The following is a 14,149-nucleotide window of genomic DNA, read 5'->3' as shown; positions in this document are numbered from 1 at the left end:
ATGGTGAACAGGCTTTTTGATTATTTGTTTAAGATATTAAAAATATATTCCTAGTAACCAGGGTTTTGCACCAGATTAGGGTTAATATCCAACTCTGATTGAGGTATTGGCCAGCGTATTTCAAAATCTTGAAATTCAGGTCCTGGATCGCCGGCATTAGGTCCACCTTGTGTAATACCGGATATTGCTTCATGGTAAACACCAAAACGTATAAGGTCGTTTCGTCTCCATCCTTCAAAGCATAACTCTTTTCTACGCTCTTCTAAAAGTTCTGTTGCATTATCGTCTTGTGAACCTACAACCATATCTGGAACAGCATCTGTAGTCATTCTAGCTCTTGCTCTCAATCTGTTTACGGTAATGTCCAAATCTGCCTGAGTTAGTTTACCTTGCCCGTTTAATGCCTCGGCGTACATTAATAGAACATCTGCGTACCTAATGTATGGGTTGTCAAATGGTGTATCGTTAGGATAGCTATTTGGTTTTTCGGCATGCCATTTCCATCCTCTCCAGTTATTCATTGGTACCGTATGCGTTTCAGGATCAGAGAATCCTTCTTCTGGAGTAAAATCATTTGCATTGTGCTTTGCTATATTATTAAATAATCTTACATCTTCTCTGTCAAAAGAGGCTTCAAAGCTATGGTTGATAAAACAAGTACCCCAGCCTCCACCGTTGTTTACGTTACCGTTTGGGCCATAAAAAGTACTTAATAGTCCACCTTCTCCACGTGCAGGACCATCCATGCCAATAGAATACACCATTTCTACACTTTGCTCGTTGCTAAGATTGAAAACCTCTCTGTAATTAGGTAAAAGATCATAAACACCGCTATCCATTACTTCTTTTAAAACAGTTTCGGCACTAGCCAATTTATCTGTTTGATTAAGGGGAAAGCCACTCATTTGTAAATAAACCTTACCTAATAAAGATTTAGCTGCGCCCTGAGTGGCACGACCGCCACCTTGTTCTTCCGGAAGTACACTTGCGGCTTGTTGCAAGTCTTGTATGATGAAGTTATAGGTTTCTTCCGGTGTAACTTGACTCACTTCTACAGACTCCAAATCTGTAGTTTCACTTGTTAATAACGGAATGTTTTCATACGTGGATACTAAAGAAAATAATACCATTGATCTTAAGAACTTAGCTTCGGCAACGAATTTAGTTTTAGATTCATTATCGATTTCATCTTCGTTCATTGCTTCAATTCGGTCAATTGTACTGTTGATTCTGTTCAATGCAACGTATAAATTCTCCCAAATAGATCGCACTACACCATTAGAAGGTGTTAATTGATGCTGATAGATAAATTTTCTATCACCGCCCCATGGCGGAACAACGACTTCGTCAGCAGCTATAGAGCCCCAATGAATGCCCCATCCATCTTTACCATTTGCGCCAGATGAAACTATTGGTTGTACGGCATCGTACGCACCAATAAGATAGGTTTCCGCACCTTTGGCGTCTACCAAGAGAGCATCAGGAGTCAAGAAATTACTGGGTGATTCAATTAAAATATCATCATCACAAGATGACACAAGCAGCAGTCCCGCCGCTAGAGTTAATATTCCGTAAAATTTAGTTTTTTTCATCTTTTAATTTTTTTGTTCTTTAATTAGAATCCTACGCTTAAACCTAATCTTATAGTTCTTGATCTTGGGTAAGAGTCTGCATCTAGACCTGGAGTAAGTTGATTGTTGCCAACACTTACGTCTGGATCGTATCCTGAGTATTTTGTGAAAACATGAAGGTTATCTACGGCGGCATATACCCTACAGCTTTTAAGGCCAATGTTTTTCTTTACTCTGGTAGGTAATTCATAACCTAAAGTAACATTGCTAATTCTGAAATACGACCCATCTTCAATAAATGACGAATAAGCAGTTCCATTAATACCGGCATCGCCATCTCCCCAAATAGAAGGGATATCTGTATCAGGGGTTTCTGGTGTCCAACGATTAGCAACTCTGCCATATTTATTTAAAAATGGAATAGCTTGGGCCGTACCTTTACTAAGGCTTTTTAAATAAACATCATTACCATAAGACCATTGGGTAATTACTGAAAGATCTAAGTTCTTGTATCTAAAGTTATTGGTAAAACCGCCAAAGTGTTTTGGTAATGCATTACCAATGATTTTTCGGTCATCAGAATTTACAATGCCATCTGCAGCGTCTGGTACACCATCACCATCAGTATCAACGGTAAGTTGATCTACGAATTTTGGCATACCCGGTCTGTATTTCGTGTTATCTGGCTGACCTGAGGAAAGTACGGTACCATCTTTTAGCTCGTAAACCACATCATACCAAACAACACCTTGATCTGCAGCGTCTTGTCTAACTTTTGCGGCAGCTTCTTCATTTGATAATCCGTCAAAAGCGGCAAAATCACTATAGTTATAAATACCATCGACTTCTAAACCATACATGGAACCTAAAGATTCTCCTACTTTTACTATGTAATCATCTTGTATTTGATTGTCACCAATAGAGTTTACCAAAAATTGATCAGCATCACCAAGGTCTAGGACCTGGTTATCATTGAAACTGATGTTGAAGTTAGTTGTCCACCCAAAGTTTTCATTGTCAAAGTTTACTGTGTTCAGGGCAAATTCAAGACCCTTATTTTCTACTTTTCCTAAGTTTTTAAATACTGTTTTAAATCCGGTAGTTGATGGTAATGGAACTTCTAATAAAAGATCAGAAGTTTCTTTACGGTAATAATCTGCCTCTAAAGAAATTCTATCATTGAACATTCCAATAGAAAGTCCGGCATCAAACTGTTGTGTAGTTTCCCAAGTTAATTCTTCATTTGCCAGTTGTTGAATTGCGGCACCGGTAACCAATTGGTTTCCGTTCAAAATGGTACTTGCTACACCAGCTTGAGCAAAAGATCGGTATGAACCAATGGCGGTATTACCGGTTTCTCCAAAACTTGCCTTAATTCTAAAACGATTTAAGGTGTTGTTTTCTTTAAGAAAGTTTTCATTTGCAACGTTCCAGGCAGCACCTACCGAAGGAAAGAAACCATACTTTTTACCCTCTGCAAATCTAGATGAACCATCATATCTGGCACTGGCATTTAATGTGTATTTACCTTTGTAATCATATTGAACCCTAGCAAGATACGATTGTAGAGCTGTTTTGGTAAATCCAGATGAATTAGGTAAGGTCTCCGTGGCAGAACCCAAATTGTTTAGGTTTACGCCAGGGAGATCAAAACCTGTTGCTGCTGAATTGTTGAATTCAAATGTATTCTGTTGCTCTTCATAAACCGCCGTAGCATTCAAAGAGTGGTCTCCATAAACCTTGCTGAAGTTTAAATTTTGCTCGGTTATTATACCAGTTCCCATGTTGTTGTTTACGAATGCTCTACCATTTGCTGTTCTACCCCAACTGATTTTCTCTGAAAAGTATGCGGTACCTTTAGTAGAGGATATATTACCTCTAACGGATGACTTAAAAGTAAGTCCGTCTGCCAAGGTATATTGAATATACACACTACCGAAAGATTGAAAAGCGGTTCTATTATTACTGTTGAATTCTAGGGTAGCCAAAGGATTGGTAATATCACCATCTCTTACCGAGATTATTCTGCCGTTCTCATCATATTCGGCATCATCATATCTATTGATACCTTGTACTGGTGTAAATAAAATAGCACTAGTTATAATACCGTTTCTACCATTTCCATTTTCATTGGCTGCGTTAACTATTCCGCTATTTTTATAGATACCCAAATTAAGGTTCATACCGGCCTTAAGTTTATCGCTTATATTTTGATTGATATTTAGGTTGCCATTATACCTTTCAAAATCAGATGTTTTTACGATGCCCTCTTGATTTAAGTAAGAGAACGAGGCTGAATATGTGTTCTTGTCACCACCACCGCTCATAGATACTTTATAGCTCTTGGTAATCGCTGGTCTGGTAATTTCTTTTTGCCAATCTGTAACCAATACACGAGAATCGCTTAAATCCAATGGTGTGCCATCATCATATCTAAAAGCTCTGGTGTAAGTATCCTCAGCATCTGGGTTCCATGGGAAATAATCGTTCCAGAAATCTACATATTCTTGACCGGTCATTAAATCCAATGGTCTAGCTAAGGTAGATACTCCGGTAAACGTTTCAAAGTTTAAAGACGCCCTGCCTTTTTTACCTTGTTTTGTCGTAATAATGATCACACCATTAGCACCTCTAGAACCGTAAATAGCTGTCGCTGAAGCATCTTTCAATACTTCAATAGATTCAATTGAGCTAGGGTCTATTGTTGATAGCGGACTTGTAGAGGAATTTCCGATACCTACAGCAGTACTGGCGGTGTTACCTTGTAAAGCAAAACCGTCTATCACATAAAGTGGGTCGTTACTGGCCGTAATAGAACTACCACCTCTAATTCTAATATTAAAACCAGATCCTGGTTCACCACCAGATTGTACCACCTGTACACCCGAAGCCCTTGCAGCAAGACCTCCTTCAAAGGAAACAGGTTTTACTTTATCAAGTTCATCCGCTTTTACAGAAACAATAGAACCGGTAAGGTCTTTTCGTTTAGAGCTACCATAACCAATGATAACAACCTCGTCCAAGGCAGATACATCGGTCGTCATAACAACATTTAAATTGGTTTTGCCATTAATGGCAACTTCTTTAGCCTTGTAACCTATATAGGTAAAGACTAGTACATCGTTTGATTGAGCTTTAATCGTAAAGTTACCATCAAAGTCAGTAGCAACCCCAGAAGTGGTTCCTTTTACAATAACGGACACACCGGGTAAAGGACCCGATTCATCGCTTACATTACCTTTAACATTTAAGTCTTGGGCATGCATAAATTGGACACTTATTATTGAGTATAATAATAAGAACCAAAATGTTTTTGAGTTAAGTTGTGTTACTCGCATAGTTTGTTAATTTTCAGTTACTGCAATATTTAAAAAAATGTTAAATTTTTACGATACATATGATTTAGAGAGCAGTACATATGGTTTTTGAAATAATAAATGGTAGTATTTTGGCGAATTGATAAAATTTGTGGTAAGCCATTAACCATCTGTGTTATCTGTGGTTGAATTGATTATGTGATATTTTAAGCCTATGCTAAGACTTTGAACAGCCTATTATGATCATTGGATGTAATTGTATGCTGTAGTGGAATGATTGACGAAATATGACAAGCAAGAATGCATAGGCACTTACTATAGCGCCTTAGTCCTTGGTTCGGGTTAACAGTATTACCCAATCTCCTTGACTTTTCTTTGGTGCACTGCCTAAATCTACCTTTTGACCGCCTTGCACTTTTGTTATTTTTGAAGAAATTAATTTCCCCCCAATTTTTGGGTTGTACCACATTACTTTATACGGGTAATTAGATTCACTTAAGTCAAGGTTCGCCGTAATTGCGTTGTTGAGGTATACCATATAAGTATGGTTTTGTTTTGCCAAGCAGTATATGGTATTGTCGTTGTCCTTGTTGCCAACCAGTTCATTATGGTTGGTCATGTTCCAGTATTCAATATTGTTATTGGCAAAGAATTGTAAAGCATTATGGGCTTGATCCCAGAATAAATCACGTGAACGGTAATCTTCGCAGGTCAGGTCAGAATGTTCATGCTTGTATCCAAAATACCATTCATTTCCCCAGCCGCCAGCCATAAGTGTTCCCCATAGTCCGTTTCTTCTGGCTAGATCATGATTTGGGTTTTCGGTATCAGGTAACAGGGCATGTTGAGCGTCCCCTGGCTCATCTACGGCAACTGCCCATTGCTTGCCCGCATTTTTTGAAGCGGACAGCCAATGCAGTACTTCTTTATGGATACTTGCAAAATCCGCTCTATGTGTTTGCACAGAAGGTCCAGTGATACCAGAATCAAGTCCTAATAAATCGTCGAATTTTATGCCGTTATGTATTACCAAATGATGATTGTAGGGATCGTGGTTTTTAAAGTAATGGGCCATTGCCAGGCGCTGCATAGTATCTTGTGGTGGGGTTGTAGGGTTTTTAACCCATTCACCATTTTCTTCGCAAAGATTCCAGTTGAGGGCCAGGTGATGTCCAAAATGCGCAATTAATTCTCTGTAATATAATTTACTGTTGGCACCAACACCACCATTATCCAACAAGCCTTGGTTTTCTACTTCTAAGGTTTTAAAGTGTAAAAACAATCCCATTTTTTGGGCATGGCTAAATACTATTTCCCATTGGTCCAGTTTAGAAACATCCATACGATCCCAAGTATTGTAATCAACGTAGGGAAACACATTTTTGTCATCCCCCTTAATATTGTTCGTTAAGAAAGAAAACGCATTAAGGCCTTTGCTAGATAAATAATTAAGTGCGCCGATCATTCCTTTGCCCTTATCATCTTTCCAAACAGGGTCATCGGTTTTCCAATCTTGAATATGTGGTGACCATGTTTTTATAAAATTATCTCCATGGCCATCATTATGAAAATTACCGTCAAAATCTGCATATGCCAGAAAGTTCTCAGGTGCATCTGCACCTTGTTTTAAGAAGTATTCATTGGTTTCCGCAAATTTTAAATAACGCTCACCAACATATTGTAATCTACCCTTTGCCCTAAAGTCTCTTCCTTCTTTATCGGTTGGTGAGATGGTAAAACTGCCTTCATGGCCATCCATAAATTCTGCGCTTACACCGGTATCTATTTTATCGCTTACAGCGCTCCAGTTTCCTTTTCTAAAATCAACTTTATAATTCCATTCTCCTATTTCATCTGGGGCAAAATGAACTTTCCATTTATTACCGGCTGTTGCAGAGGTCTCACCTGCATTTCCATCCGCAGCAAAATATCCTGGTACCAGATAAGTTTTATTGGTGGTACTGTGCGTAAAAAGAACGTTGAGCCTGTAATTTGTAAAAGGGTTGAAATCTGCATCTTCAGAAGACTGTGGTCCATCAAAAATTATAGTGACTTTATGCCATTTTTTAAGCTCTCCTTGTAGCTGGTAATCAATATTCTTAGGGCTTTCTTGAGCGAACAATTGGTTTGCAAAAAAGTAGCTTAAAAATAGGAGTACAGTAATAATGATTTTAGAGCGTATCATGGCAACAGTATTGGTTAAAAATTTATTTTTCTTTAAGGGCTTTGTTTTGGGCCTCAATACGTTCTTGTTGCTTTTTGCTTAATCCGTATTCATAATAATCGCTTGGTTTGTAATGCCAAATATTTGAATGTGTTTTCATTTCTTGATCATCCACATCTAGGCTAAGGTCACAATCAAATCGCATTAAAATAGAATGTTGTTTGCCTTTGGTACCTGCGGTTATGGCATGCGATATTCCCCAAGTGATACCCTTGCCATAATCTGTATTGGTAAATGCATCCGGTACATACGGTCCGCCGGCAATTGGCATTAATGAATTGGTAATAGCGGCAATCGAGAAATTTATACCGTCGGGAGCATATTGTACGGTAAAATGTTCGTTACCGTCTTTGATGACTAAAGCGGCAATACCTTCTTTAAAAGGAAATAAAGTGGTTTCGTGACCTGAATTCAAAACCGGATTCAATGGGCTTTTTGTAAAAGGACCAAGTGGGTTATCGGCTGTAGCTAACCCCTGCATACGTACTAATCTAGGGTCGCCATCAAAATCAGACTTATAATACAGATAAATTTTATCGTTGTAAACAAGTGGGTATGGGTCGTGAATGGAAAATTGGTCCCATTCTCCTTTACCACCATTGGGTATTACGATTTTGTTGTGGGCTGTCCAAGGCCCGTCAGGTGAATCGGCATATGACACGGCAACAGGGCAATCATCACCTCTTTTGCCACTGGCTTCCATAAAACCTTGATAATATAAATAGTACTTTCCTTTATAAACTAAAATATCTGTAGTTGAAACAGATCGCCATCCTACGTTAGGTTTTTCCGGTCTTTCTATGGCTACACCTTGTTCTTTCCAAGTAATGCCATCTTCGCTTGTGGCATACCAAATTTCGGCAAGGTCCCAATCGCTAGAAGGTATGGTGTCATTACTTTTGGCCGCACCTTGTGGAGGTGTACTGGTATGTCTATAAGTATACCAAACATAATATTTACCGTTATGAAATATAACTTTTGATGGATCTCTTCTTGATATTGTGCCATCGCCATTGCTATAATCCAACCCTTTTAATTCGGTGTATTTAAATTGGGAATATAGCTCGTTATCTTCTGGGCGTGGAGCTAAATATTGATCATAGTTACGTTGCATTGCCAAGCTTAGCGGCTGGTCAGGTTTCTCCTTAGGTAGATGAAACGGAAAAGCTTTTTGGGCATTCAAAGAACAACCTAAAAAGCCAGAACAAAGTAGTAAAGTAACGCGCTTAAAAGCCATAATTAAATAGTGTGTTTGATTATGTTTTCAAGATAATGCAAATACAACCCGTTTAAATTAAGTATAGAAGGCATTAGTGCAACAAGTGTTCAAAACACTACCACAAATGATTATTGAATGTTTAAAACAACATTGTTAGGGAGTTATAGCTTGGTTTTTTCGATATTTCCCTGGGGTAGTGCCGGTAATTTTTTTAAAGGTTCTGGAGAAGTAAGAGAAGTTTTCCATGCCTATTTTATGGGCTATTTCTTCTAAGGAATGGTTGGTGGTCCATAACAGTAATTGAGCACGTTCAATTCTTTTGGTCTGGATGTATTTTAAGGGTCTCATATTAAACTGTTGTAAAAACAACCTTGAAAAATGATCTGTACTCATATGGTACTTTTTTGCCAAATCCTGTACTTCTAGGCTTTGGTTTAAATGTTCGGCAATATAAACAAGGACATCATTTAATCTACCAGTGGAAACATTGGCATTGGTTGCAGGTTCATTTTCAATAAAACGAGAAAGTAAAACGGTCAGTATACCTTGGGTCTCTAAATAACGTTGGGTGTTCATTTGGGCATTGTCCTTGTTAAATTGCAAAAGTTTTTGCGGTTTATGTGAGTAAGCTTTTGGGTCACTGTTTACAATTTTTCTTTTTGGGTACATCTGTGTTAGGCGTTCAAAGAATAAATGATCCCCTTCTTTTAGGGGAACTTCATATCTAAAAGACCGTAAATTGTATATAGAAAGCCCGGGTCTTATTTCTTCAAAGAAACTGATGTAAAACTGCTCATGATAATTTTCGCACTTGTACGTATTATATACATAGCTGGGTATAAGGTACATATGACCTTCTTTTAAAGTGTAGGTTCTGTTGTTGTGATAGAGGGTTGCAGACCCCTTGGTAACGTAGCACAATCGTGTAAACGGACTTATTACATTATCAAAGTTCCATGCCGTGTCAAGTTTGGCATAGCCGGTATGCAGTAAGCTTATTTTAAGGGATTGTAGTAGTTGAAGCATAAATAAAACATTTGTTGCACTTAAAAGAATATATGTACAGGTGTCATCAGAACAAGTGAATTAACTTTAGTCACAACTAATTCAACGTACTGATGAAAAAAGATAATAAACACTCTAAGGTGGTAAAAAAGTCGGAATTGAACAAAAATACTTTTCAAGTTTCAAGAAGAAGTTTTATTACAAAAACAGCTTTGGCCGCCGGGGCGGTTACAATTGTACCAAGACATGTGTTGGGAAAAGGATTTACTGCTCCCAGTGATAAAATTAACCTTGGTTTTATAGGATTGGGAAAACAATCTAGGGGGCTGGCAAAGAACTTTATAAAGAACGATGCCGAAATTATAGCTTGTTCAGATGTTTGGACTACCAAAAACAATTGGTTTAAAAATCACGTAGCTCAAAATCAGTTGGAGATAAACAATTCTAACAGAAAAAATACCCTGACCTCTTATATCGACTATGCTGAATTACTTGAAAATTCAGCAATTGATGCAGTAGTAATTGCCTCGCCAGACCATTGGCATGCTAAACATGTAATGGATAGTTTAAAGGCGGATAAGGATGTCTATTGTGAAAAACCGCTCTCTCATAATATAAAGGAGGGAAGGGAAATGGTGAAAGCCGTAGAACAATCTGGTCGGGTGTTACAAGTAGGCAGCATGCAGCGTTCCTGGGATAATTTTAGAAAAGCCTGTGAATTGGTTAGAAATGGTCATTTAGGTGAAATTAAGCGAGTTGAGGTAAATGTAGGAGACCCTGCAAAGGCTTATGATTTAATGGAGGAAGCTATGCCAAATGAAATAGATTGGAACCATTGGTGCGGTCCTGCACCTCTGTTGAAATACAATCATAGGTTGGCACCATCAAGTAATGATGTTGATTTTTGGCCAGACTGGCGTTTGTTCGAAGAAACAGGTGGAGGTATACTTTCGGATTGGGGCGCGCATATGTTCGATATTGTTCAATGGGCTTTGGGGATGGATGAATCTGGACCTGTAGAATTTGTGCCGCCTACGGACCCTACTGCGGTAAGAGGTTTAAAAATGTATTATGCAAATGGCGTTGAGGTAGAGCACAAAGATTTTGGCAGGGGTTGGGGTGTTCGCTTCTTTGGTAGTGAAGGTCAAATGGATATTAGTAGAGGGTATTTTGAAACCACGCCAGCAAAATTGGTAGATACGGATTATGCTGCAATGAACATACAGTTGATTCATTCTGATAATCATTACGCCAATTGGTTAACTGCTATCAAAAATGGAGGAACACCAATTTGCAATGTAGAAACAGGACATAGAAGTGCCAGTATTTGTCACTTATCCAACATTGCTTATAAATTAAATAGACCGTTAGTGTGGAATCCTGAAAAAGAAAAATTTCACAAAGATTCCGAAGCGAATAAATTAAGGTCAAGAAAAGAACGAAAATTCTAAGATGAATTCTTACATGTCGGAAATGTACAATTATTAGCCTTTTTTGGGCATGGTGCAAAAGTAACTGTTCTTATAGATTTGACTTAACGGAAAACAACATATGTAAATGCGAATGTTAAAACGATTTTTTCTCATACCAATAGTGGGGTTGGTAGTCTCTTGTGGCGGACCAGAGTTGCCAGAGGAAGTAGCGCTTGAATATGAGGCACTACCGAAAACATTAGATTTTAATCAGCATGTAAAACCTATTCTTTCAGATAAATGTTACCTATGTCACGGACCGGATGCCGGTAATATAAAAGGTGGATTACAATTGCATTCCGCTGAGGCAGCATATTCGGAATTGTCTGAGAATCCCGGAAATTTTGCCATTGTACCCGGTAAGTTGGAAAAGAGTGAAATGTTTCATAGAATTATCACTACTGATCCCAACCTGATCATGCCTTCTCCAGATTCGCACTTATCCCTTACCAACAAGGAAAAAGCGATGTTGGTAAAATGGATAGAAGATGGTGCCGAGTATAAAGATCATTGGGCATTTATAAAACCGGAAAAGCATAAGGTGCCTAAAATTATAAATGAAGATTTGGTAGCCAATCCTATAGATAATTTTGTTTTGGCCCAACTAGAGCCTTTAGATTTAAAATTATCGGAAAAGGCGGATAAGGAAACCTTGCTAAGGCGTGCGTCCATAGATTTAACGGGCTTACAGCCAACTCTAGAGCAAATAGAAGAGTTTGTAAACGATGAGTCGCCCAACGCCTTTGAAAAACAGGTAGACCGTATGTTGGCTTCAGAAAAATATGGAGAGCAACGCACGTTAGATTGGATGGATCTGGCACGATATGCAGATACACATGGGTATAGTGTAGATAGGTATAGGGATACGTCGCCTTGGCGAGATTGGGTGATCAAGTCATTCAATGAAAATATGCCATATGATCAGTTTATACTATGGCAGCTAGCAGGCGATATGTTGCCAAATGCAACACGTGAACAGAAACTGGCGACCACCTTTAATCGTTTACATCCGCAAAACATGGAGGGTGGTATCATTGATGAAGAATTTAGGGTAGAGTATGTTGCCGACCGCTCACATGTTGCCAGTCAGGGTTTTTTGGGTTTGACCATGGAATGTGCCAAATGTCATGATCATAAATACGATCCTATTTCTCAAAAGAACTATTTTGAAATGTTCAGCTTCTTTAACAATGTTGATGAAACAGGCCTCATTTCTTGGGATAATGCTACGCCCGTTCCTGCTATGATGATTCCTACGGAAGATCAAGAAAAGGTGCTGGCATATTTAGAGACTATGGTTAATGAAAAAGAAGAAAAAGTGGTTAAAACTGTTCAGACCGAAGCAGAAAAAGCAGAAGAATGGCTAAAACAGGAAAAATATAAGAACATTTCAAATATTGAAAAACCTGGTGATTTAGTAGTCGCAATGGATTTTGATCAAGGGAAATTATTGAATACAATTGGTGGTAATGGTAAGAACAACATTCGTATGCGCCAAGAATTTGTTGATAATGAAAAACCGGTTTTCAAAGAAGGTAGTAGGGGCAAGGGGTTGCTAATGGATGGTGATACTTGGTTGGATTTAGATAAAATAGGTATTTACCAAAGAGCGGAATCCTTTTCTATTGGAATAGAGGTGTTTGTGCCCAAAGACCTAGAAACCGGTGTTATTTTCCACAAAATGAATAGTCCAGAACTGCATAGTTTTAGAGGATATCACCTGAAGATAAAGGATAATAAGTTAGAAGCTTTATTGGCACATGTTTGGCCGGATAATGCATTGGTTGTAGAATCTGTAGAAGAAATTCCGAAGGAAAAATGGGTGCAATTGACCCTTACTTATAATGGAACAAGTAAAGCAGATGGAGTTTCCATTTATATGGACGGGAAAAAACTGCAAACCAAAACCTTGTATGATAACCTATACAAAGACATCATCTTTCATGGATTGCAATTATATGAAAACAGCCCTATCATTGAACCAGGCTTGCGTATAGGTGCAGTATGGCGAGGAAAAGGCATAGGTGGTACCGTTGTAGATAACGTTATGGTTTTTGAAAAAGAATTGACACCTGTAGAAGTTTTGCAGATTTCCAATAAAGAGCAATTATCGACTTTAAAAGAGAAGTCTTATGCCAATTTAACGGCAGATGAAAAATCTGAATTAAAGGAATATTACATTTCGGTAAATTCTAGGTCATATAAGAAAGCTATAGAAGCTTTAGAAAAGGACCGTTTGGTACTTGCCGATAGTATGGATAATGTAAAACAGATAATGGTAATGAAAGAGAGCAAACAAAAAAGGCAGGCGTACCTTTTGGCTCGTGGGCAGTATGACCAACCTACCGATTCTGTTTTTCCAAATACACCAGAAGCGATATTTCCATTTTCTGATAAGTTCGAAAAAAATAGAATTGGTTTGGCCAAATGGATTACCGATAAGGATAATCCATTGACGGCCAGGGTTACGGTAAACCGGTATTGGCAGCATCTTTTTGGAACCGGAATTGTAAAAACTGCCGAAGATTTTGGAAATCAGGGTGAATTACCATCGCATCCTAAATTATTGGATTGGCTGGCCATTGAGTTCATGGAATCTGGATGGGACGTAAAGGCCTTGCATAAACTTATGGTAATGTCCAACACGTACCAACAGAACAGTATTGCCTCTAGAGAGTTACTGGAGCTAGATGGTGAAAACAGATTGTTGGCCAGAGGACCTTCCAAAAGATTATCCGGTGAAATGCTCAGGGATAATGCACTTTACGCTTCTGGTTTATTGAACGAAAAAATTGGCGGTGAGAGCGTGTACCCATATCAACCACCCGGATTATGGCGTGTCACCGGAGATGAATATGCACAGGGACAAGGAGAAGAATTGTATAGAAGAAGTATATACACCATTTGGAAACGGGCGGTACCACACCCCACGATTTCAACTTTTGATGTTCCGTCTCGTGATCTATGCACCACAAGAAGACAAGAAACCAACACTCCATTACAAGCGTTGGTGTTGCTGAACGACCCAACGTTTGTTGAGGCGGCCAGAGTACTCGGTAAAAAGATGATGGAATATGACAGCATTACGCAGGGCATAGCCAAAACGTATAAAAAACTTACCGGCAGAACTATTAAGAAAGAAGAGTTGACCATATTAACGGAATTACAGCATACAGAATTTGAAAAGTTTAAGAACAACAAGGCAAAAGCACAAGGTTGGATAAGCATTGGTGAGTATGCTATAGCGCCTACGGATGATATAGCTCTGGTAGCGGCCAATGCCGTTGTGGCATCAACGATTATCAATTCTGATGCATTTATTACTAAACGATAAAAAAGAA

The 14,149-nt window shown here is 38.5% G+C and carries 7 protein-coding genes; 2 read left to right on the top strand and 5 right to left on the bottom strand.

Annotation, left to right across the window (positions count from 1 at the left end):
* Nucleotides 1–50: 50 nt before the first annotated feature.
* The 5 genes from YQ22_RS01850 to YQ22_RS01830 form a co-directional block, all read right to left on the bottom strand.
* The gene (locus tag YQ22_RS01850; RefSeq protein ID WP_058105443.1) at nt 51–1,592 is read right to left on the bottom strand and encodes a RagB/SusD family nutrient uptake outer membrane protein; all 1,542 of its coding nucleotides are present in this window, start codon (nt 1,590–1,592) and stop codon (nt 51–53) included.
* A gap of 23 nt (nt 1,593–1,615) precedes the next feature.
* The gene (locus tag YQ22_RS01845) at nt 1,616–4,837 is read right to left on the bottom strand and encodes a SusC/RagA family TonB-linked outer membrane protein (RefSeq protein ID WP_071339853.1); all 3,222 of its coding nucleotides are present in this window, start codon (nt 4,835–4,837) and stop codon (nt 1,616–1,618) included.
* A gap of 376 nt (nt 4,838–5,213) precedes the next feature.
* The gene (locus tag YQ22_RS01840; protein WP_071342460.1) at nt 5,214–7,073 is read right to left on the bottom strand and encodes a DUF5060 domain-containing protein; all 1,860 of its coding nucleotides are present in this window, start codon (nt 7,071–7,073) and stop codon (nt 5,214–5,216) included.
* A 22-nt stretch (nt 7,074–7,095) separates the two neighbouring features.
* On the bottom strand, nt 7,096–8,349 hold the full coding sequence (locus YQ22_RS01835) for a glycoside hydrolase family 117 protein (protein WP_071339852.1): 1,254 nt from the start codon (nt 8,347–8,349) through the stop codon (nt 7,096–7,098).
* Between the two features lie 135 nt (nt 8,350–8,484).
* The gene (locus tag YQ22_RS01830; RefSeq protein ID WP_071339851.1) at nt 8,485–9,357 is read right to left on the bottom strand and encodes a helix-turn-helix domain-containing protein; all 873 of its coding nucleotides are present in this window, start codon (nt 9,355–9,357) and stop codon (nt 8,485–8,487) included.
* Nucleotides 9,358–9,449: 92 nt separating this feature from the next.
* On the opposite strand from YQ22_RS01830, the gene YQ22_RS01825 reads away from it, so the two are divergent.
* Nucleotides 9,450–10,787 (top strand): Gfo/Idh/MocA family protein, encoded by a 1,338-nt coding sequence (locus YQ22_RS01825; RefSeq protein WP_083414167.1) that lies wholly within the window; start codon nt 9,450–9,452, stop codon nt 10,785–10,787.
* A 106-nt stretch (nt 10,788–10,893) separates the two neighbouring features.
* Nucleotides 10,894–14,142, top strand: coding sequence for a DUF1553 domain-containing protein (locus tag YQ22_RS01820; protein WP_071339850.1), 3,249 nt, complete (start codon nt 10,894–10,896; stop codon nt 14,140–14,142).
* The last annotated feature ends 7 nt before the right edge of the window (nt 14,143–14,149 follow it).

This window comes from Maribacter sp. 1_2014MBL_MicDiv (assembly GCF_001865655.1).
GTDB classification, from domain to species: domain Bacteria; phylum Bacteroidota; class Bacteroidia; order Flavobacteriales; family Flavobacteriaceae; genus Maribacter; species Maribacter dokdonensis.
Note: the sequence above shows the minus strand (reverse complement) of the source record. Positions and strands in the feature narration are given on the sequence as shown.